This window comes from Streptomyces sp. NPDC031225, assembly GCF_055570355.1.
The window spans coordinates 169,271-188,415 of the sequence record NZ_JBVIHJ010000012.1; the positions used below are offsets into that span (position 1 = coordinate 169,271).

Below are 19,145 nucleotides of genomic sequence, written 5' to 3' on the forward strand. Positions count from 1 at the left end.
GGCATGACACCCAAAAAACCAGAAACCGAACCAGAAACCGAACCAGAGTCCGAAGCAGAGAACAGCCTTGAGGACCGGATCACCGGCGCCCTCGTGGGCGCGGCGGTCGGCGACGCCCTCGGCGGTCCCGTCGAGGGCTACTCCCCCGACCAGATCCTCCAGCGCCACGCCGGCCGCGTGCACGGCATCGTCGGTCCCTGGAACGGCGACGCCTGGCGCACCGCCCGCCCCATCGCCCCGTACCACAAGGGCGACGGTCACGTCACCGACGACACCTTGATGACCCACGCGCTGATCCGCGTCTACGACCGGGTCAGAGGACACCTCGACGCCTACGCGATCGCCGACCACCTGGTCCCCGACCTGATGACGAACCCCCGCTGGATCCCGGAACTCCAGGCGGAGGCCCTGCCCCTGCACCGCATCTTCCTCGCGGAGAAGTGGCTGGTCACCCGCCTCCACTACGGCCACGTGGACCCCCGGGAGGCGGGCGTCGGAAACATCGTCAACTGCGGCGCGGCGATGTACATGGCCCCGGTGGGGCTGGTCAACGCGGCAGACCCGCGGGCCGCCTACGCGGAGGCCCTGGACATCGCGGCCGCCCACCAGTCGTCGTACGGCCGGGAGGCGGCGGGAGTCTTCGCGGCGGCGGTGGCCGCGGCGGCGACACCGGGCGCCACACCGGACTCGGTCATCGCGGCCTGTCTGACCCTGGCGAAGGACGGCACCCGCACCGCGATCGAGCGGGTCTGCGAAGTGGCCGGCGACTACACGGACTTCGAGTCGGCGCTACGACCCCTGCGTGAGGCCGTGTCCCCCTACGACACCGTGGGCCCCGACTACCGCGCACCCTCCCTCGGCGCCCGCCGCCCGTCCCGTCTCCACACGATCGAGGAACTCCCCATCGCCCTGGCGATGTTGCTGGTGGCCGACGGCGACTACCGCCAGGCGGTTCTCGGCGCGGTGAACTACGGCAGGGACTGCGACTCGATCGCCACCATGGCCGGTGCGCTGGCGGGCGCCCTGGGCTCCCCGGTCCCGGAGGACTGGTCCAAGACGGTCGCGGAGGCCAGCCGCCTGGACCTGTGGGAACCGGCGGCGACCCTGACGGCCGTGGCAAGGGAGATCTTCGCGCGGGACGTACGTCAACGCCGAAGCCACGAGGCGGCGTTCGCGGCGCTCGGAGGCCCGAGATGCTCCGACTGACCTGGGTCCAGCCGGAGGACCTGCTCGGCCACGAACTCCGCCAGGCGTCCCAGGACGGCCGGGAGCCGTCGTCGGTCGCGGCGAGATGGCGGGCCGCGGGCGGCCCCGACGCCCCGCTGCGGGCGGGTGCCTCCGCGCAGCCCGTGTCGAGGTATCTGCGGCAGCTGGCAGAGGACCTGCTGGACGAACTGGCCGACCTGCCCAGCACGTTGGCGGAGAGCGAACCGACGGATCTGACGAGGATCCGGAACCTGTGCCCGCACTGGCCCGCACCCACTGCCTCGGCGCCCCCGTCGGTGGCCGCGCTGGAAGCGGCCTGGCTGGGCCGGGCGGTGGGCTGTCTCCTGGGCAAACCGGTGGAGAAGCTCCCCCTGGACGCCATCCGCCGACTCGCCGGGTCCACCGGCAACTGGCCCCTGAACACCTACTTCACAGCGAAGGGCGTACCCGCCGGACTCCTCGCCGACCACCCGTGGAACCGCCGCTCGGCCACCACGTCCCTCGCCGAGAACATCGACGGCATGCCCGAGGACGACGACCTCAACTACCCCTTGCTGAACCTGCTGTTGCTGCGACGCCACGGCAGGGCCTTCACCACCGCGGACGTGGCGACCCACTGGCTCGACGAACTCCCCGCGGGCCGCACCTTCACCGCCGAACGCGTCGCCTACCGCAACCTCCTCCAGGGCCTGGAACCCCCACGAACGGCCCGCCACCGCAACCCCTTCCGCGAATGGATCGGCGCCCTCATCCGCGCGGACGTCCACGGCTGGACCAACCCCGGCGACCCGGCCGCAGCGGCCGAACAGGCCCACCGGGACGCCACCCTCACCCACACCGCGAACGGCGTCTACGCGGCGATGTTCACCGCCGCAGTGATCGCCGAGGCCGCGTCCGGCACCACCGACATCCATGCCTGCCTCCGCACCGGCCTCACCGTGATCCCCCCGAACTCCCGCCTGGCGAAGGCGATCACCCACGCTGTGCAACTGGCCCGGAAACACGCCGACTTCGACGAGGTCGTGGACCGGCTCCACGCCACCCACGGCGAAACCCACCACTGGGTCCATGCGATCCCCAACACCGCTCTGATCGCCGCCGCCCTCACCCACGCGAACGGCGACTTCACCGGCTCCATCTGCCGTGCGGTCAGCGGCGGTTGGGACACCGACTCCAACGGTGCCACGGCAGGAAGCATCGCCGCCCTCCTCACCGGCGCCCCCGGTCGCCTCCCCGACCGCTGGACCACCCCCCTCAAGAACCGCCTCGCCACCTCCGTCGCCGACTTCAACGGCACCGGCTTCGACACCCTGGCCCACCTCACCCACCGGGAGGCTGCCCGCCCATGACCCACGCCCCCCTCACCGGCCTCCGCGTCCTCGACATGGCCACCCTGTTCGCGGGTCCGCTGGCCGCGACCATGCTCGGCGACTTCGGCGCGGAGGTCGTCAAGATCGAGCACCCCACGAAGCCGGACCCCTCCCGCGGCCACGGCCCCTCGAAGGACGGCATCGGCCTGTGGTGGAAACTCCTGGGCCGCAACAAGCGCACGATCACGCTGGACCTCTCGAAACCGGGCGGTCAGGCCACCTTCCTCCGCCTGGCCGAGACGGCGGACGTCGTCATCGAGAACTTCCGCCCCGGCACCCTGGAGAAGTGGGACCTGGGCTGGCCGGAGCTGTCCGCCGTCAACCCCCGACTGGTCCTCACCCGGGTCACCGGCTTCGGCCAGTTCGGCCCCTACGCCCACCGCCCCGGCTTCGGCACGCTCGCCGAGGCGATGAGCGGCTTCGCGGCGATCACCGGCGAACCGGACGCGCCGCCGGTCCTGCCGCCGTTCGGGCTCGCCGACTCCATCGCGGGCCTGGCCACGGCGTACGCGGTGATGACGGCACTCGCGGCCCGCGACCGCACCGGCGCGGGCCAGGTCGTCGACATGGCGATCATCGAGCCGATCCTGACGGTCCTCGGCCCCCAGCCGACCTGGTACGACCAGCTCGGCCACGTCCAGGAACGCACCGGCAACCGTTCCGCCAACAACGCCCCGCGCAACACCTACCGCACGGCCGACGGCACCTGGGTCGCCGTCTCCACCTCGGCCCAGTCGATCGCGGAACGCGTGATGCGCCTGGTCGGCCGCCCCGAGCTGATCGAAGAGCCGTGGTTCGCGACGGGAGCCCAAAGAGCGGAACACGCGGACGTGCTGGACGCGGCGGTCGGCTCCTGGATCGCCGGACGTACCCGCAGCGACGTCCTCGCGGCCTTCGAGAAGGCGGAGGCGGCGGTCGCCCCCATCCAGGACATCCGGGACGTGATGGCCGACCCGCAGTACCAGGCCCTGGACACCGTCACCACCGTCGACGACCCCGACCTGGGCCCGCTGCGCATGCAGAACGTCCTCTTCCGCCTCTCCTCGACCCCCGGCGCGGTCCGCTGGGCGGGCCGCGCGCACGGCGCGGACACCGAGCAGGTCCTGGCAGAACTGGGCTTGCACGAGGCGGAGTTGGCGGCCCTGCGCGAGGAGGGCGCCGTATGACGGCGCTCACCTGGCTGTACGTCCCAGGCGACCGCCCCGGCATCGTCACCAAGGCCCTGACCGCCGGCGCCGATGTCGTGGTCGTCGACCTGGAGGACGCGGTCGCGCCGGACCGCAAGGAGTACGCCCGCGACGCGACCGCCGAACGCCTCACCGACCCCCAGCCGATCCCGGTCCACGTCCGCCTGAACGCCCTCGACGGTCCCCTGGCCGCAGCGGACCTGGCCGCGCTGGCCGCCCTGCCCGGGGTCTCCGGCCTGCGCCTGCCCAAGGTCACCGCCCCCGGCCAGATCACCCACGTCGCGGAGACGACGACCCCGGCCGCGGGAGGCGGCCCGCCGCTGTACGCCCTGCTGGAATCGGCCCTGGGCATCGAGCGGGCCTACGACATCGCCGGCGCGCACCCCGCGCTGCGGGGCATCGCCCTCGGCGAGGCCGACCTCCGCGCCGACCTGGGCCTACGGGACGACGCCGGTCTCGACTGGTCCCGCTCCCGGGTCGTGGTCGCCGCGAGAGCCGCGGCCCTCCCGCCCCCGCCCCAGTCGGTCCACCCAGACACCCGGGACCTGGACGGCCTCAGGACCTCCTGCGCCCACGGCCGCGCCCTCGGCTTCCTGGGGCGGGCCGCGATCCACCCCCGCCAGCTCCCGGTCATCGAACGCGCCTACCTCCCCACGGAGGAGGAGATCGAGCGGGCGGAGACCGTCCTCAAGGCGGCAGAAGCCCAACAGGGGGCCCAGGCACTCCCGGACGGCACCTTCATCGACGCGGCGTTGGTGGCCCAGGCCCACCGCACCCTGTCCCTGACCCAGCGCCGCTGACCTACGACGAGGGCGCCCCGGGATCGGATCCCGGGGCGCCCTCGTCGACGTACGTCAAGACGTACGACAAACCGTCAGGTCTTCTTCGCGGACTCGGTCTCGGTCTCCGCCTCGTCCGTCACCTCTGCGGAGTCGGAGCCGGTATCGGCCTTGGAATCGGCCTTCTCGCCGCCGTCGGTCTTGTCACCGCCGTCGGCCTTCTCACCCTCGTCGACCGCGCCTTCGGAGTCCTCGGCACCCGGCTCGACCACGGTCTCGCGGCCCGGCCGCTTCTTCGCCGACAGCACGAAGTACGTCACCGCGAGCACGAACACGATGATCGCGGTCCACACGTTGAGCCGCAGGCCCAGGATGTGGTGGGCGTCGTCGATGCGCATGTACTCGATCCAGCCGCGCCCCGTGCAGTACGCGGCGACGTACAGCGCGAACGCCCGGCCGTGTCCGAGCGTGAAGCGGCGGTCGGCCCAGATGACGAGGAGCGCGACACCGACGCACCACAACGACTCGTACAGGAACGTCGGGTGGTAGTAGCCCGGTACCCGGCCGTCCGTGGAGGACGTGATGTGCAGGGCCCAGGGCAGGTCGGTCGGCTTGCCGTACAGCTCCTGGTTGAACCAGTTGCCCCAGCGGCCGATCGCCTGCGCGAGGGCGATACCGGGGGCAAGGGCGTCGGCCCACGCCGGCAGCGGGATGCCCCGGCGGCGGCAGCCGATCCACGCGCCGACCGCGCCGAGCGCGATCGCGCCCCAGATGCCGAGACCACCCTCCCAGACTTTGAAGGCGTCCACCCAGTCACGGCCCTCGCTGAAGTACAGCTCGTAGTCCGTGATCACGTGGTAGAGGCGGCCGCCGAGCAGACCGAACGGCACGGCCCAGACCGCGATGTCGGCCACCGTGCCGACCCGTCCGCCGCGGGCGATCCACCGCTTGTTGCCGAGCCAGACGGCAACGAAGACGCCGATGATGATGCAGAACGCGTAGCCACGCAGCGGGATGGGACCGAGGTGGATCACCCCGCGCGACGGGCTGGGAATGTAGGCAAGTTCCATGGCAGGGTCGACGCTACCCTGCCGGGCCGGGCCCACGGCAGGCGGCCCGGCAACGGGTCCATAACAGGACGGTGTGAAGACCCGCCCGCGTCCTCACCTCCTGTCACCCCTTCTGTCACCCCTTGTCGGCGGCCTCCACCTGCTGCTTCAGCTTGGCCGGGGTCATCGTCCGGTCCTGGTAGATGTTCTTGCCGTTGAACAGGACGGTCGGCGTGCCCGAGAACCCGCCGCTGCGGAAGGCCGCCGCGGACTTGTCCACCCAGCTGTTGTGGGTGCCCTTCTCCACACAGGCGCGGAACGCGGGCGTGTCGAGCCCGTCGACCTTCTTCGCCAGTTCCAGGAGCTTCTCGTTCTTGGCGTAGTCGTCGCTCGTCTCCACGGGCTGGTTCTCGTAGAGCGCGTCGTGGTAGCCCGGGAACTTCCCGGCGTCCTGGGCGCAGGCCGCGGCGTTGGCCGCGTTGCGCGAGCCGGTGCCGCCCATGTTGCCGTCGATGATCGTCGCCAGGTGGTACTCGACCTTGAGCTTGCCGGACCCGGTGAGCTCGTGGATCGCCGGGCGGTACGCCGTCTCGAACGCGTTGCAGGCCGGGCAGCGGAAGTCCTCCCAGACCACGAGGGTCGACTTGGCGCCCTCCTTGCCGACCGGGATGGCGAGGCTGTCCTGGCCGTTGGCCCCCGACGGCGCCACGACCGGCCCCGACGCGTCCTTGCTGTCCTTGTCCTTGCCCGCGTTCGCCGCGACGACACCGATCGCCGCCGCGAGACCCAGGACGCACACGACACTCGCGCCCACGACGAGCACCCGGCGCCGCTTCTCCGCGGACTTCTGCTTTTCGCGCTCCTCCGCCAGCCGCTCCCGGGCGGTGCGCTTTCCCTCACGGTTCTTCTCGCTCACACCCGCAGAACGAACCGGGGAGGCGCACCGCGCCTCCCCGGCCCCAGGTCCACCCGTTCGAGTGACCGATCGTCCCGTCACGCCAGGCGGGTCACCCCTGTCGGCGCACGCCCTTCGCCAGCTCGCCGGCGAGTTCGCGGACGCCCTCCACCCCGGCCTTGTCGTCCGGAGCGTCCAGCATCCGCTTCACGAAGGCCGAGCCGACGATGACGCCGTCGGCGAAGCCTGCGACCTCGGCGGCCTGCCGGGCGTTGGAGACACCGAGCCCGACGCAGACGGGCAGATCGGCACCGGCGGTGGCGGCCCGGGTCCGCTCGACCAGGTCCTGTGCCTGCGCCCCGACCGACTCCCGGGTCCCCGTGACGCCCATCAGCGAGGCGGCGTACACGAACCCGCTGCCCGCCGCGGTGATCTCGGCGAGCCGCGCGTCCCTGCTGCTGGGCGCGACCACGAAGACCGTGGCGAGCCCGTGCTTGTCCGCGTGCTCCCTCCACAGCGCCGACTCCTGCACGGGCAGGTCCGGCAGGATGCAGCCCGCGCCGCCCGCTTCGGCGAGCTCGGCGGTGAAGCGCTCGACGCCGTAGCGGTCGATGGGGTTCCAGTACGTCATCACGAGCACCGGCTTCCCGGTGGCCTCGTAGGCCTCCTTCACCGTGCGCATGACGTCCGCGATCTTGACGCCGCCACGCAGGGCGATGTCGTCGGCGGTCTGGATGACCGGGCCGTCCAGGACGGGGTCGCTGTGCGGCAGACCGACCTCGACGATGTCCGCGCCGCCGTCGAAGACGGCCTTGATCGCCTCGATGCCGCCGTCCACGGTCGGGAACCCGGCCGGGAGGTAGGCGATGAGCGCGGCACGGCCCTCCGCCTTGGCGGCGGCGAGGGTGTCGGACAGCAGGTGGATGGTGCCGCTCACTTCGCGTCCCCCTCGATCTCAGCGATGTCGGCGGCGTTCGCGGCCACCTCGGCGTCGGTGTCGTACAGGCCGAAGTAGCGCGCGGCCGTGTCCATGTCCTTGTCACCGCGGCCGGACAGGTTGATCACGATCAGCCCGTCCTTGCCGAGCTCCTTGCCGACCTCCAGGGCCCCGGCCAGCGCGTGGGCGCTCTCGATGGCCGGGATGATGCCCTCGGTGCGCGACAGCAGGCGCAGGGCCTGCATCGCCGCGTCGTCGGTGACCGCGCGGTACTCGGCGCGGCCGGTGTCCTTGAGGTAGGAGTGCTCGGGACCGATGCCCGGGTAGTCCAGGCCGGCCGAGATCGAGTACGGCTCGGTGATCTGGCCCTCCTCGTCCTGGAGGACGTAGGAGCGGGAGCCGTGCAGGATGCCGGGCTCGCCCGCGGTGAGGGTCGCCGCGTGCTCGCCGGTCTCCACGCCGTGCCCGGCGGGCTCGCAGCCGATGAGGCGTACGTCCGTGTCGGGGATGAAGGCGTGGAACAGGCCGATGGCGTTGGAGCCGCCGCCGACGCAGGCGACGGCCGCGTCGGGCAGTCGGCCGGCCCGCTCCAGGAGCTGGCGGCGGGCCTCGACGCCGATGACCCGGTGGAAGTCGCGCACCATGGCCGGGAAGGGGTGCGGGCCGGCCACCGTGCCGAACAGGTAGTGGGTGCGGTCGACGTTGGCGACCCAGTCGCGGAACGCCTCGTTGATGGCGTCCTTCAGCGTGCGGCTGCCGGACTTCACGGCGATGACCTCGGCGCCGAGCATGCGCATCCGGGCCACGTTGAGGGCCTGGCGCTGGGTGTCGATCTCACCCATGTAGATCGTGCAGTCGAGGCCGAACAGGGCGCAGGCCGTGGCCGTCGCGACGCCGTGCTGGCCGGCGCCGGTCTCGGCGATCACCCGGGTCTTGCCCATGCGCTTGGTGAGCAGGGCCTGGCCCAGCACGTTGTTGATCTTGTGGGAGCCGGTGTGGTTGAGGTCTTCCCGCTTCAGGAAGACCCGGGCGCCACCGGCGTGTTCGGCGAACCTCGGCACCTCGGTGAGCGCCGACGGGCGGCCCGTGTAGTGCACGAGCAGGTCGTCGAGCTCGCGGGCGAACTCGGGGTCGTGCTTGGCCTTGTCGTACTCGACGGCCACCTCGTCCACGGCGGCGACGAGGGCCTCCGGGATGAACTTGCCGCCGAACGCGCCGAAGTAGCCCTCGGCGCTGGGGATTTGACCCTCGGGGTCGGGGATGAAGAACTCGCTGGGCATGACTGAACCTCACGGTGAGTGCGTGCGAAGGACACTGAGCGCCGTGGGGGCAGGGGTTTTCCGGTCGACTGCAGGCCGTCAGCGGCTGGTCGCGCCCGCGCGACGGCAGCCGCACATCGAACAGAGCCCCGCGCCCCCGAAAGCCCGCCATCGCTGCCCGTTCACCTGTCCGGGTTCGTCACCGATGACGTACCGGACCCGACGACCGTGCACCCTGCGTGCGGGCGCGCGACAGCCACGGGGGCGGCAGCCGCGCGCGAGGCGGGCGTACCGATCCGAGGCTGTCATGAAGGTCGTCGCAGTCATCGCGCGCAAGCCTAGCCGGTGATCAGCCGCGCCCGTGGCGCAATGCGGGGTGCTCGCCCGCCGCCACCAGGTCGGAGACCGCCGTCTTCGGGTCCTTGCCCGTCACCAGGGACTCGCCCACCAGGACCGCGTCGGCGCCGGCGTTGGCGTAGGCGATCAGGTCGTGCGGGCCCCGGACGCCCGACTCGGCGATCTTGACCAGGCCGGACGGGATCTCGGGGGCGATCCGCTCGAAGGTGCCGCGGTCGACCTCAAGGGTCTTGAGGTTACGCGCGTTGACGCCGATGATCTTCGCTCCGGCGTCCACCGCGCGCTCGACCTCGTCCTCGTCGTGCACCTCGACGAGCGGGGTGAGCCCGATGGACTCGGCGCGCTCGATCAGGGACTCCAGGGCGGGCTGCTCCAGGGCCGCGACGATGAGCAGCGCGAGGTCGGCGCCGTAGGCGCGGGCCTCCCACAGCTGGTACGACGTGACGATGAAGTCCTTGCGCAGGACCGGGATGTCCACGCGGGCGCGGACGGCTTCCAGGTCGGCCAGCGAGCCGCCGAAGCGGCGCTGTTCGGTGAGGACGGAGATGACGGCCGCGCCGCCCGCCTCGTAGTCCGCGGCCAGGCCCGCCGGGTCGGCGATCGCGGCCAGCGCGCCCTTGGAGGGGCTGGAGCGCTTGACCTCGCAGATGACCTTGACGCCGTCGCCGCGCAGTGCGGCCACGCCGTCCTTGGCTGCGGGAGCCTTCGCCGCGCGCTCCTTGAGCTCGTCGAGGCTGACGCGCGCCTGCCGTTCCGCGAGATCGGCACGGACGCCGTCGATGATCTCGTCGAGCACACTCACGCGAGCGGCCCCCTTCCAGACTATTGACAGTTCCAGCGACCGAAGAAAACAAGTGGTCACTGTGATGGTATCCGCAGGAGGGCGCAGGCCTCACATCCGGTTGACGCCGGTCCCACTACCTGGACGTTCACCAGTTGATCAAGGATGTAGCCAGCCACCGAACGGCAGGTTCCGGACAACCGTGAAGACCAGCAGCAATGTCCCCAGCGTCCACAGGTGCACCGGCCCCAGACCGAGCCGCAGCGGCCGGCCGCGAGCCGCACGGACCACCCAGACGGTCCACAGTACGACGAAGCCCAGATAGCCCACCACGGCCGGCGCGTTGTCCTGGAGAGCGGCCAGGAAGTCCCCGTGCACGAAGGCGTGCGCGCTGCGCAGTCCGCCGCAGCCGGGGCAGTAGAGACCGGTGAGGCGGTAGAGCGGGCACACGGGGTAGTGGCCGGGCTGGTTGGGGTCGACCGTCCCCACGTACGCGAAGGCCCCGGCGACGGCCGCGAGGATTCCTGCCGGGACGGCCAGGCGTCCCGTCAGACCGGACAGAGGTGCCACTCGCTGAGTGTCGGCGTTCACTCCGGCATTCTCCCCCGCCGCCGCCCGAACGCGTGAGGGGCGGCCCCGGCGATGTCGCCGGGGCCGCCCCTCAACAAGGTCGGGTCCGCGTGTCAGCTCTCGGCGTTCGCCTTCTCGGGCTGCGAGACGGCGAGCGGCTTGTGGGCGTCCTTGGGCATGCCCATCCCCATCGCGCTCATGATCCAGCCGATGACACCACCGATGACCACGATCGCCATACCGGCCCAGAAGCCCGCCGGCTGGGCCATCACCATGAAGGCGCCCGCGACGCAGAAACCGATGAAGGCGATAGTGACACCGGTCCAGGCGGCCGGGGTGTGACCGTGGCTGCTGCCCGCCATTGCTTGCTCCTAGGTGCTGAAGTACGTGTCTGAGCCGGACGCTCGAAGTCATTGTCGCGCACGCGGGGGCACACAGTGATCCGGGGTCACGCTTCGCGGCGGCCGCTACGCCCCCGTCGGATCCTCTCCCCTGTCGAGCGCCTTCCAGATGTCCTCGGGCCGGTCGGGATCCACGACGGCGGGCCTACGACGCGCCCGGGGCGCCCCGTCACGCTCGTACCGGCCGGACATCGCGGGCCACAGCCGCCCGTAGCGCAGGGCGAGCAGACCGGCCAGCAGGATCAGCGCGCCGCCCACCACGGCGGCGTACGGCCAGGCGGTGTGGCTGAGCGAGGCGACCGTGGCGGACGTGTCGCCGGACGCCTGGGCCGCCTTCTCGTCCAGCGCGGAGGAATCGCCCGCCCCGACCAGCGCGGCGGTCACGATCCCCGCGCCGGAGAGCGCGAGCAACGCGGCGACGAACAGCCGGCCTGCCTTGCGTACGGCGAAGACGGCGACGAGCGCGGCCAGGCCCACTATGGCCAGCGCGGCCGGGACGCCGGTCACGTCGCTGCCCCGGGCGGTCAGCGGGAAGGAGCCGCCGGCCACCGTCGCGGTGCCCTCGGACCACTGCTGGCGGGTGGCCAGCAGGGCCACGGCGGCGCCGAGCGCGCCGGCCAACAGGGCCACGGCAAGACTGAGGCGGCCGGCCCTGGCGGGTCCTGCGGCTTCGGAACGGGGGTGCGGTACAGCAGTCACGTACCCCACTATCACCCGAACCCCGGGCGAACGGGCACCCGGGGCCCCGTGAGAAGCGCCCCATTCCCCGCCGAAGCCCCCTACTTGCCGAGCCGGTTCGCCGTGTGCACCGCCCGCAGCACCGCCGCCGCCTTGTTGCGGCACTCCGTGTCCTCGGCGACCGGGTCGGAGTCGGCGACGATGCCGGCGCCGGCCTGGACGTAGGCCGTGCCGTCGCGCAGGAGGGCGGTGCGGATCGCGATCGCCGTGTCGGAGTCGCCCGCGAAGTCGAGGTAGCCGACGCAGCCGCCGTACAACCCGCGCCGGGACGGCTCCAGTTCGTCGATGATCTGCATCGCGCGGGGCTTGGGTGCCCCGGAGAGCGTGCCGGCCGGGAAACAGGCCGTCAGGACGTCGAAGGCGGTCCGGCCCTGCCCGACCTTGCCGGTGACGGTCGACACGATGTGCATCACGTGGGAGTACCGCTCCACGGACATGAAGTCGACGACCTCGACGGAACCGGGCTCGCAGACCCGCCCCAGGTCGTTGCGGCCGAGGTCGACCAGCATCAGGTGCTCGGCGCGCTCCTTGGGGTCGGCGAGCAGCTCGTCGGCGAGGGCCTGGTCCTCCTGCGGGGTCGCCCCGCGCCACCGGGTACCGGCGATGGGGTGGACCATGGCGTGTCCGTCCTCGACCTTGACCAGGGCCTCGGGCGACGAGCCCACGACGTCGAAGCCGTCGAAGCGGAACAGGTACATGTACGGCGACGGGTTCGTCGCCCTCAGGACCCGGTACACGTCCAACGCGCTTGCCGTGCACGGTGTTTCGAAGCGCTGCGAGGGGACGACCTGGAAGGCCTCGCCGGCCCGGATGCGCTCCTTGATGTCCTCGACGGCCGCCCGGAAGTCGGGGCCGCCCCACAGCGCGGTGTACTCGGGCAGCTCGGAGGGCGGCAGGACGGCGGCGGGCTGGGCGACCGCCCTCGACAGGTCGGCCTCCATCGCGTCCAGGCGGGCCACCGCGTCCGCGTAGGCCTCGTCGACGCCGGTGTCGAGGTCGTTGTGGTTGATCGCGTTGGCGATCAGCAGGACCGAGCCCTCCCAGTGGTCCATGACGGCGAGGTCGCTGGTCAGGAGCATGGTCAGCTCGGGGAGCTTCAGGTCGTCGCGCTCGCCGGGGCCGATCTTCTCCAGCCGGCGGACGATGTCGTAGCCGAGATAGCCGACCATGCCGCCGGTGAAGGGCGGCAGGCCCTCCTGGTGCGGGGTGTGCAGGGTCTCGATGGTGGCGCGCAGGGCGGCAAGCGGGTCACCGTCGACGGGGACGCCGACGGGCGGGGTGCCGAGCCAGTGGGCCTGGCCGTCGCGCGCGGTCAGCGTGGCCGCGGAACGCACGCCCACGAAGGAGTAGCGGGACCACGAGCGGCCGTTCTCCGCGGACTCCAGCAGGAAGGTGCCGGGGCGCTCGGCGGCGAGCTTGCGGTAGAGGGCGACGGGGGTGTCGCCGTCGGCCAGGAGCTTGCGCGTGACGGGGATGACACGGCGGTCGGTTGCCAGCTTGCGGAAGGTCTCGAGGTCCATGGCGGCTGACCTTACTGATCCGAGCCCAGTACGGGGGAACCGGCGTCCTTCAGCAATACGTCGGCGTCGAAGCAGGTGCGCGCGCCGGTGTGGCAGGCGGCGCCGACCTGGTCGACCTTGACCAGGACGGTGTCGGCGTCGCAGTCGAGGGCGACGGACCTGACCCACTGGAAGTGACCGGAGGTGTCGCCCTTGACCCAGTACTCACGGCGGCTGCGCGACCAGTAGGTGCAGCGGCCGGTGGTCAGCGTGCGGTGCAGGGCCTCGTCGTCCATCCAGCCGAGCATGAGCACCTCACCGGTGTCGTACTGCTGGGCGATCGCGGGGACGAGCCCGTCGGGGCTGCGCTTGAGGCGCGCGGCGATCTCCGGGTCGAGGCTGCTGGGCTGGGGCGTGCTGGTCATGTGGCCATTGTGCCGCGCCCCACTGACAGGCTTGGCGTGGTGTCCACTGTGCGGACCCTCCTGACAGTCGTAGGCTGACTGCATGTCGACTTTCGCCAAGCGTGAACGACTTCTGCTCGCCGATCTGTTGGAGGCGGAGGGCCCGGAGGCCCCCACCCTCTGCGAGGGCTGGCTCACCCGCGATCTCGCGGCACACGTGGTGGTGCGCGAGCGCCGTCCCGACGCCGCCGGCGGGCTGGTGATCAAGCAGCTCGCGTCCCGTCTGGACCGGGTGATGGCCGAGTTCTCCGAGAAGCCCTACGAGGAACTGATCCAGCTGATCCGCACCGGTCCGCCGCGCTTCTCGCCGTTCCAGCTCAAGCAGGTCGAGGAGCTGTCGAACACGGTCGAGTTCTACGTCCACACCGAGGACGTCCGCCGCGCCCGCCCGGACTGGGCGCCGCGCGAGCTCGACCCGGTCTTCCAGGACGCCCTGTGGTCGCGTCTGGAGCGCACCGCCCGGCTCATGGGCCGCGGCGCCCCCACCGGCCTGGTGCTGCGCCGCCCGGACGCCCAGACGGTGGTCGCCCACCGCGGCGCACCGGTCGTGACGGTGACCGGCGAGCCGTCGGAACTGCTGCTGTTCCTGTACGGCAGGCAGAACGCGGCCGAGGTCGAACTGGACGGCGACAAGGACGCGATCGCCAAGCTGCACGAGGCGAAGGAACTCGGAATCTGACGGCGCCCCTCAGGGGCCTTTCGGCCACCGCCGGTACTCGGGCGGACGGCCCGGGCGGCCTGGCGGCTCGACCCGGCGGCTTGGGCGGGCAGGCGGCTCGGCCCGGCAGGCTGGGCGGGCTGGCGGCTCGACCCGGCAGGCTGGCGGCTCGGGCGGGCGGCGGAGACCGTCTGGCACCTGAGTGGCTCGGTCGGGTGCAGGTGCCCGGTGCAGAACCCGCAGGTCACCTGAGTGGCTCGGTCGGGTGCAGGTCCCGCATGGTCCCGCACGTCACCTGGGCAGCTCGGCGCGGCGCAGGTCCTTCACCGCGAGCGCGACCACCCCGCCGAGCCCGCAGACCACCGCGCTGGCCACGAAGACCGGGCCGGTGCCCCAGGCCCCGATGGCCGCGGCCGACAGCGGCATGCTCAGCGGGGCGAAACCCAGGCTGACCAGGCCGGAGACCGCGGTGACGCGACCCAGGTAAGCGGGGTCGGCCTGGGTCTGCAGCAGTGCGCCGCACATGATGCCGCTGAGCCCGGCGAGCAGCCCGATCAGCAGGGCGACCCCGACGGCCGCGAGGACGGACGGCACGTAGGCGAGGGAGCCGATGGCGACCGATCCGGCGAGGATGGCGCAGGCCGCCACCTGCCCGGCGTGCGGCAGCCGGCCGCGCACCGTCAGCAGCAGGGCGGCCGCACCGGCGCCGACGCCGAACCCCGACAGGACCCAGCCCATGCCCGAGGCTCCCCAGCCGCGCTCGTCGGCGAGCAGGGCGAGGCCCACGTTGAGCGGGCCGACGAAGCCGAGGTCACCGAGGGCTATGGCGGCCATCAGCGGAGCGAGCACGCGGTGGCCGCGGATGTAGCGCAGGCCGCCCACCAGATCGCGCCAGGCGGTGCCCCCCTGGGCGGCCGCCTTGTCGTCGGCGGGCAGCTCGCGCATCCGCACGGAGACCAGCAGCGGCACGGAGACGGCGATCAGCAGCCCCGCCAGCCCGAACGCGGCCGCCGCCCCGCCGACCGCCACGCCGAGCCCGCCGAGCGGCCCGCCGACCACACTGGCGAACCGGATGCCCAGACCCCGCATGCCCTGCACGCGCGCGAGCTGCCCGCGGCTCGTCACGCGCGCGGGGAGGGCGCCCACGGCCGGCATGAACACGGCGTCGACGGTCCCGAAGACCAGGGCGAGCACGGCCAGCGGCCACAGCCCCGGGCTGGTGAGGAACAGCAGCCCCGCCACCGCGAGCACGGCCGCACAGCGCACCGCGTCACTCGCGATGACCACCCTGCGCGGCCCGAGCCGGTCGGCGATCACTCCGCCGCCCAGCATGAGCAGGGCCCGCGGCAGGGCGCTGACCGCCATGACCACGCCGGCCTGCGAGGGTGAGCCGGCCTGTACGGCCGCCCAGGACAGGGCGATGTAGTAGACGCTGTCGCCGATCATCGAGGAGGTGTAGGCGGCGAGCCAGCGCAGTACGTTGCCGTCGCGGTGGGCGGGGAGTTCGGGGGCGGCGGGTACGGCTGTGCACGTGGTGGTCACGGGAAGGTGTCCTCTCCGGACGTCAGGCGCGGAACGGGAATCCGTACATGAACAGCGCGACGTTCTCGCGCCCCTCGGTGTCGCCAGCGGCCTCGGCGGACCGGCCCTTCTCTTCGTACTTCCTGGCCAGGGCTTCGAGCTCGGCGCGCAGGCCGCCCAGTTCGCTCGCGGTCAGGTGCAGCCACGACTCGGTGTCCGGGGCCGCGGCGTTCCACTCCGGACCCCAGGTGGGCCGTTCGTCGAGGTAGCGCCGGTAGAGGTCGGCGCGCTGTTCGTGGAAGAGCCGGGTGGCCGCCATGTGCGCGGCCGCCTTCCCGGGCTCACCGCGGAAGTCCTCGTCGTGGATGCTCACCCCGTCCGAGGCGGGCTGCCACCAGCGCTCCCGGCCGTCCCCGCTCCGCGGCTCGGCCTCCTCGACGAGTTCGTGCTCGGCGAGCTTGCGCAGGTGGTAGCTGACCAGCGAGACGGCCTCGTCGACGCTCTCCGCGAGCTGGGAGGCGGTGGCGACGCCCTTGATGCACAGCAGCCGGTACAGGTTCGCCCGCAACGGGTGGGCCAGTGCCTTGAGCGTCCCGACGTCCTTGATCCTGCGGTTCTCCGTGCTTGCCATGACCCCGACCGTAGATACGAAAGGGAAGTTGCGCAATGGATTTTGCGCAACTTCCCTTTCGTATCTACTCATACGTAAGCCCCGGCCACCAGGTGGCCGGGGCTTACTCAACGCTACAAGGCGTCACACAACCGTTTCAGAGGTCACCGCACGGGATGCCCGGCCTCTCGCAGCACACCCTTCACCTCGCCGATCCGCAGATCCCCGAAGTGGAAGACGGACGCCGCGAGCACCGCGTCGGCGCCCGCCGCGACGGCCGGCGGGAAGTGGCCGAGCTTCCCCGCCCCGCCGGAGGCGATCAGCGGCACGGTCACGTGCTTGCGGACGGCCTCGATCATCTCCAGGTCGTAGCCGTCCTTGGTGCCGTCCGCGTCCATCGAGTTGAGCAGGATCTCGCCGGCGCCCAGTTCGGCGGCCCGGTGGGCCCACTCGACGGCGTCGAGACCGGTGCCCTTGCGGCCGCCGTGGGTGGTGACCTCGAAGGAGCCCGACTCGGTGCGCCGCGCGTCCACCGACAGCACCAGCACCTGCCGGCCGAACCGCTCGGCGATCTCACGGATCAGGTCGGGACGGGCGATCGCCGCCGTGTTGACGCCGACCTTGTCCGCGCCCGCCCGCAGCAGCTTGTCCACGTCCTCGGCCGTGCGGACGCCGCCGCCGACCGTCAGCGGGATGAAGACCTGCTCGGCGGTGCGGCGCACCACGTCGTACGTCGTCTCGCGGTTTCCCGACGAGGCGGTGATGTCCAGGAACGTCAGCTCGTCGGCGCCCTCGGCGTCGTACACCTTGGCCATCTCGACGGGGTCGCCCGCGTCCCGCAGGTTCTGGAAGTTGACGCCCTTGACGACCCGGCCGTTGTCCACGTCCAGGCAGGGGATGACGCGTACCGCGAGGGTCATCCGGCGCTCCCCCCTCGGTACGCCTCGACCTCGACCTCGACGACCAGACCGGGGTCCACGAAGCCGGAGACGATGATCATGGATGCGGCGGGCCGGACGGCGTCGAACAACTCCTTGTGTGCGCGGCCCACATCCTCCACGTCCCGGGCGTGGGTGATGTACAGGCGTGTCCGCACCACATCGTCCCGACCGAGACCCAGCTCCTCCAGCGCCGCGAACGCGACGTTGAAGGCGTTGACCGTCTGCTCGTAGGGGCCGCCTCCGGCGATCTGGCCGTCCACGACCGACGTGCAGCCCGAGACCAGGACCAGGCCGTTCGGCAGTTCCACCGCGCGGGAGTACCCGAAGGTCTCCTCCCAGGGCGCACCGGTCGTGACGCGTCGCAGCTCACTCACTTGGCCACCGCCTCCAAGGCCTCTTCCAGGGTGAACGCCTTCGCGTACAGGGCCTTCCCGACGATGGAGCCCTCGACACCGAGGGGCACCAGCTCGGCGATGGCCCGCAGGTCGTCCAGCGAGGACACCCCGCCGGAGGCGACGACAGGGCGGTCGGTCGCGGCGCAGACGTTGCGCAGCAGCTCCAGGTTCGGGCCCTGGAGGGTGCCGTCCTTGGCGATGTCGGTGACGACGTACCGCGCGCAGCCCTCCTTGTCGAGCCGCTCCAGCGCCTCGTAGAGGTCGCCGCCCTCGCTGGTCCAGCCGCGGCCCTTGAGGGTCGTACCGCGGACGTCGAGACCCACCGCGATCTTGTCACCGTGCTCGGCGATGACCTTGGCGACCCAGTCCGGGCTCTCCAGGGCGGCCGTGCCGAGGTTCACCCGGGTGCAGCCGGTGGCGAGGGCCGCGGCCAGGGACGCGTCGTCGCGGATGCCGCCGGACAGCTCCACCTTGATGTCCATGGCCTCGGTGACCTGGCGGACCAGGTCCCGGTTGTCGCCGGTGCCGAACGCCGCGTCGAGGTCGACCAGGTGCAGCCATTCGGCGCCCGCCCGCTGCCAGGACAGCGCGGCCTCCAGAGGGGAGCCGTAGGAGGTCTCCGTGCCGGACTCGCCGTGCACGAGCCGGACCGCCTGGCCGTCGCGGACGTCGACGGCGGGCAGGAGTTCGAGCCGTGAGGGGTTCGAGGGCATCAGAGGGTTCCGATCCAGTTGTTCAGCAGCTGCGCTCCGGCGTCACCGGACTTCTCGGGGTGGAACTGCGTGGCCCACAGGGCGCCGTTCTCCACGGCGGCCACGAAGGGCTTGCCGTGCGTCGACCAGGTGACCTTGGGCGCGGCGATCGTCTTGTTGAGCGTCTGAAGCGACCAGTCGTGGACGGCGTAGGAGTGCACGAAGTAGAAGCGGGCGTCCGCGTCCAGGCCGGCGAACAGCTGGGAGCCGGCGGGCGCGTCGACGGTGTTCCAGCCCATGTGGGGCACGATGTCGGCCTTCAGCGGCTCGACCGAGCCGGGCCACTCGTCGAGGCCCTCGGTCTCCACGCCGTGCTCGATGCCGCGCGCGAACAGGATCTGCATGCCGACGCAGATGCCCATCACAGGGCGCCCGCCGGACAGCCGGCGGTCGATGATCCAGTCGCCGCGGGCCTCGCGCAGACCCTTCATGCAGGCGGCGAAGGCGCCGACGCCCGGCACCAGCAGGCCGTCCGCGTTCATGGCCTTGTCGTAGTCACGCGTTATCTCGACGTCGGCTCCCGCGCGCGCGAGGGCGCGCTCGGCGGACCTCACGTTGCCGAAGCCGTAGTCGAAGACGACGACCTTCTTCGTGCTCTTCGACGGAGCGCTCAATTCCACACCTCCAGCCTCAGGACGCCGGAGACCAGGCACATCGCGGCGCCGATGGAGAGCAGCACGATGAGGCTCTTCGGCATCTGCTGCTTGACGAAGGAGTAGATGCCGCCGGCCAGGAAGAGGCCGACGACGATCAGGAGGGTCGAGAGTCCGGTCATG

23 protein-coding genes are annotated in these 19,145 nt (G+C 71.8%); 5 read left to right on the forward strand and 18 right to left on the reverse strand.

Going from position 1 to position 19,145, the window contains the following annotated elements:
* Positions 1-3 precede the first annotated feature (3 nt).
* The 4 genes from ACZ48Z_RS21775 to ACZ48Z_RS21790 are packed head-to-tail and all read left to right on the forward strand — an operon-like array spanning position 4 to position 4,563.
* Positions 4-1,206: an ADP-ribosylglycohydrolase family protein gene (locus ACZ48Z_RS21775; RefSeq protein ID WP_468737507.1), complete on the forward strand. Its 1,203-nt coding sequence runs from the start codon at positions 4-6 to the stop codon at positions 1,204-1,206.
* Positions 1,194-2,555: an ADP-ribosylglycohydrolase family protein gene (locus tag ACZ48Z_RS21780; protein WP_468737508.1), complete on the forward strand. Its 1,362-nt coding sequence runs from the start codon at positions 1,194-1,196 to the stop codon at positions 2,553-2,555. The genes ACZ48Z_RS21775 and ACZ48Z_RS21780 overlap by 13 nt, the downstream gene beginning before the upstream one ends.
* Positions 2,552-3,742, forward strand: coding sequence for a CaiB/BaiF CoA transferase family protein (locus ACZ48Z_RS21785; RefSeq protein WP_468737509.1), 1,191 nt, complete (start codon positions 2,552-2,554; stop codon positions 3,740-3,742). Before ACZ48Z_RS21780 ends, ACZ48Z_RS21785 begins: the two co-directional genes overlap by 4 nt.
* Complete coding sequence (locus tag ACZ48Z_RS21790; protein WP_468737510.1) at positions 3,739-4,563, forward strand: HpcH/HpaI aldolase/citrate lyase family protein; 825 nt, start codon at positions 3,739-3,741, stop codon at positions 4,561-4,563. The genes ACZ48Z_RS21785 and ACZ48Z_RS21790 overlap by 4 nt, the downstream gene beginning before the upstream one ends.
* Positions 4,564-4,637: 74 nt before the next feature.
* Here the strand turns inward: ACZ48Z_RS21790 and lgt are convergent, their stop codons facing one another.
* The 11 genes from lgt to hisI form a co-directional block, all read right to left on the reverse strand.
* Positions 4,638-5,612, reverse strand: coding sequence for a prolipoprotein diacylglyceryl transferase (gene lgt, locus ACZ48Z_RS21795; protein ID WP_468737511.1), 975 nt, complete (start codon positions 5,610-5,612; stop codon positions 4,638-4,640).
* A gap of 115 nt (positions 5,613-5,727) precedes the next feature.
* Positions 5,728-6,507 carry a DsbA family protein gene (locus tag ACZ48Z_RS21800; RefSeq protein WP_468737512.1) on the reverse strand — a complete coding sequence of 260 codons (780 nt, stop codon included), beginning with the start codon at positions 6,505-6,507 and terminating at the stop codon, positions 5,728-5,730.
* Positions 6,508-6,598: 91 nt separating this feature from the next.
* Entirely contained in the window at positions 6,599-7,423 is an 825-nt protein-coding gene (gene trpA, locus ACZ48Z_RS21805) for a tryptophan synthase subunit alpha (RefSeq protein ID WP_468737513.1), read from the reverse strand.
* On the reverse strand, positions 7,420-8,703 hold the full coding sequence (trpB, locus tag ACZ48Z_RS21810) for a tryptophan synthase subunit beta (RefSeq protein WP_468737514.1): 1,284 nt from the start codon (positions 8,701-8,703) through the stop codon (positions 7,420-7,422). The genes trpA and trpB overlap by 4 nt, the downstream gene beginning before the upstream one ends.
* Before the next feature lie 78 nt (positions 8,704-8,781).
* A complete protein-coding gene (gene trpM / locus ACZ48Z_RS21815) occupies positions 8,782-9,009 on the reverse strand; it encodes a tryptophan biosynthesis modulator TrpM (RefSeq protein WP_468737515.1) in 228 nt (75 codons plus the stop codon).
* A gap of 22 nt (positions 9,010-9,031) precedes the next feature.
* Entirely contained in the window at positions 9,032-9,841 is an 810-nt protein-coding gene (gene trpC / locus ACZ48Z_RS21820; RefSeq protein WP_468737516.1) for an indole-3-glycerol phosphate synthase TrpC, read from the reverse strand.
* 138 nt (positions 9,842-9,979) lie between these two features.
* Positions 9,980-10,411: a DUF2752 domain-containing protein gene (locus ACZ48Z_RS21825; protein ID WP_468737517.1), complete on the reverse strand. Its 432-nt coding sequence runs from the start codon at positions 10,409-10,411 to the stop codon at positions 9,980-9,982.
* 92 nt (positions 10,412-10,503) lie between these two features.
* Positions 10,504-10,752 (reverse strand): HGxxPAAW family protein, encoded by a 249-nt coding sequence (locus tag ACZ48Z_RS21830; protein ID WP_468737518.1) that lies wholly within the window; start codon positions 10,750-10,752, stop codon positions 10,504-10,506.
* Positions 10,753-10,857: 105 nt separating this feature from the next.
* Positions 10,858-11,499: a TIGR02234 family membrane protein gene (locus tag ACZ48Z_RS21835; RefSeq protein ID WP_468737519.1), complete on the reverse strand. Its 642-nt coding sequence runs from the start codon at positions 11,497-11,499 to the stop codon at positions 10,858-10,860.
* A 71-nt stretch (positions 11,500-11,570) separates the two neighbouring features.
* On the reverse strand, positions 11,571-13,049 hold the full coding sequence (locus ACZ48Z_RS21840) for an anthranilate synthase component I (protein WP_468737520.1): 1,479 nt from the start codon (positions 13,047-13,049) through the stop codon (positions 11,571-11,573).
* 11 nt (positions 13,050-13,060) lie between these two features.
* Positions 13,061-13,453 (reverse strand): phosphoribosyl-AMP cyclohydrolase, encoded by a 393-nt coding sequence (gene hisI / locus ACZ48Z_RS21845; RefSeq protein WP_468737521.1) that lies wholly within the window; start codon positions 13,451-13,453, stop codon positions 13,061-13,063.
* Positions 13,454-13,535: 82 nt separating this feature from the next.
* On the opposite strand from hisI, the gene ACZ48Z_RS21850 reads away from it, so the two are divergent.
* Positions 13,536-14,171, forward strand: a complete 636-nt coding sequence (locus tag ACZ48Z_RS21850) for a TIGR03085 family metal-binding protein (RefSeq protein WP_468737522.1) — start codon at positions 13,536-13,538, stop codon at positions 14,169-14,171.
* Between the two features lie 270 nt (positions 14,172-14,441).
* Here ACZ48Z_RS21850 and ACZ48Z_RS21855 read toward each other — a convergent pair whose 3' ends face one another.
* The 7 genes from ACZ48Z_RS21855 to ACZ48Z_RS21885 all read right to left on the reverse strand — a co-directional run bounded on the left by ACZ48Z_RS21855 (position 14,442) and on the right by ACZ48Z_RS21885 (position 19,144).
* Entirely contained in the window at positions 14,442-15,692 is a 1,251-nt protein-coding gene (locus ACZ48Z_RS21855; protein ID WP_468737523.1) for an MFS transporter, read from the reverse strand.
* A gap of 22 nt (positions 15,693-15,714) precedes the next feature.
* Positions 15,715-16,302, reverse strand: a complete 588-nt coding sequence (locus ACZ48Z_RS21860; RefSeq protein WP_468737524.1) for an ArsR/SmtB family transcription factor — start codon at positions 16,300-16,302, stop codon at positions 15,715-15,717.
* Between the two features lie 143 nt (positions 16,303-16,445).
* Positions 16,446-17,201 (reverse strand): imidazole glycerol phosphate synthase subunit HisF, encoded by a 756-nt coding sequence (hisF, locus tag ACZ48Z_RS21865; protein WP_468737525.1) that lies wholly within the window; start codon positions 17,199-17,201, stop codon positions 16,446-16,448.
* The gene (locus ACZ48Z_RS21870; RefSeq protein WP_468737526.1) at positions 17,198-17,596 is read right to left on the reverse strand and encodes a RidA family protein; all 399 of its coding nucleotides are present in this window, start codon (positions 17,594-17,596) and stop codon (positions 17,198-17,200) included. The genes hisF and ACZ48Z_RS21870 overlap by 4 nt, the downstream gene beginning before the upstream one ends.
* Positions 17,593-18,330, reverse strand: coding sequence for a bifunctional 1-(5-phosphoribosyl)-5-((5-phosphoribosylamino)methylideneamino)imidazole-4-carboxamide isomerase/phosphoribosylanthranilate isomerase PriA (gene priA / locus ACZ48Z_RS21875; RefSeq protein ID WP_468737527.1), 738 nt, complete (start codon positions 18,328-18,330; stop codon positions 17,593-17,595). The genes ACZ48Z_RS21870 and priA overlap by 4 nt, the downstream gene beginning before the upstream one ends.
* Entirely contained in the window at positions 18,330-18,983 is a 654-nt protein-coding gene (gene hisH / locus ACZ48Z_RS21880) for an imidazole glycerol phosphate synthase subunit HisH (protein ID WP_468737528.1), read from the reverse strand. Before hisH ends, priA begins: the two co-directional genes overlap by 1 nt.
* Positions 18,980-19,144 (reverse strand): hypothetical protein, encoded by a 165-nt coding sequence (locus ACZ48Z_RS21885; protein WP_389112589.1) that lies wholly within the window; start codon positions 19,142-19,144, stop codon positions 18,980-18,982. The genes hisH and ACZ48Z_RS21885 overlap by 4 nt, the downstream gene beginning before the upstream one ends.
* Position 19,145 lies beyond the last annotated feature (1 nt).

What these genes read in the sequence shown, in the direction of transcription:
- ACZ48Z_RS21775 (WP_468737507.1), top strand. Translation starts at nt 4, where the DNA reads ATGACACCCAAAAAACCAGAAACCGAACCAGAAACCGAACCAGAGTCC.
- ACZ48Z_RS21780 (WP_468737508.1), top strand. Translation starts at nt 1,194, where the DNA reads ATGCTCCGACTGACCTGGGTCCAGCCGGAGGACCTGCTCGGCCACGAA.
- ACZ48Z_RS21785 (WP_468737509.1), top strand. Translation starts at nt 2,552, where the DNA reads ATGACCCACGCCCCCCTCACCGGCCTCCGCGTCCTCGACATGGCCACC.
- ACZ48Z_RS21790 (WP_468737510.1), top strand. Translation starts at nt 3,739, where the DNA reads ATGACGGCGCTCACCTGGCTGTACGTCCCAGGCGACCGCCCCGGCATC.
- lgt (WP_468737511.1), bottom strand. Translation starts at nt 5,612, where the DNA reads ATGGAACTTGCCTACATTCCCAGCCCGTCGCGCGGGGTGATCCACCTC.
- trpB (WP_468737514.1), bottom strand. Translation starts at nt 8,703, where the DNA reads ATGCCCAGCGAGTTCTTCATCCCCGACCCCGAGGGTCAAATCCCCAGC.
- trpM (WP_468737515.1), bottom strand. Translation starts at nt 9,009, where the DNA reads ATGACTGCGACGACCTTCATGACAGCCTCGGATCGGTACGCCCGCCTC.
- ACZ48Z_RS21830 (WP_468737518.1), bottom strand. Translation starts at nt 10,752, where the DNA reads ATGGCGGGCAGCAGCCACGGTCACACCCCGGCCGCCTGGACCGGTGTC.
- ACZ48Z_RS21840 (WP_468737520.1), bottom strand. Translation starts at nt 13,049, where the DNA reads ATGGACCTCGAGACCTTCCGCAAGCTGGCAACCGACCGCCGTGTCATC.
- hisI (WP_468737521.1), bottom strand. Translation starts at nt 13,453, where the DNA reads ATGACCAGCACGCCCCAGCCCAGCAGCCTCGACCCGGAGATCGCCGCG.
- ACZ48Z_RS21850 (WP_468737522.1), top strand. Translation starts at nt 13,536, where the DNA reads ATGTCGACTTTCGCCAAGCGTGAACGACTTCTGCTCGCCGATCTGTTG.
- ACZ48Z_RS21860 (WP_468737524.1), bottom strand. Translation starts at nt 16,302, where the DNA reads ATGGCAAGCACGGAGAACCGCAGGATCAAGGACGTCGGGACGCTCAAG.
- hisF (WP_468737525.1), bottom strand. Translation starts at nt 17,201, where the DNA reads ATGACCCTCGCGGTACGCGTCATCCCCTGCCTGGACGTGGACAACGGC.
- priA (WP_468737527.1), bottom strand. Translation starts at nt 18,330, where the DNA reads ATGCCCTCGAACCCCTCACGGCTCGAACTCCTGCCCGCCGTCGACGTC.
- ACZ48Z_RS21885 (WP_389112589.1), bottom strand. Translation starts at nt 19,144, where the DNA reads ATGACCGGACTCTCGACCCTCCTGATCGTCGTCGGCCTCTTCCTGGCC.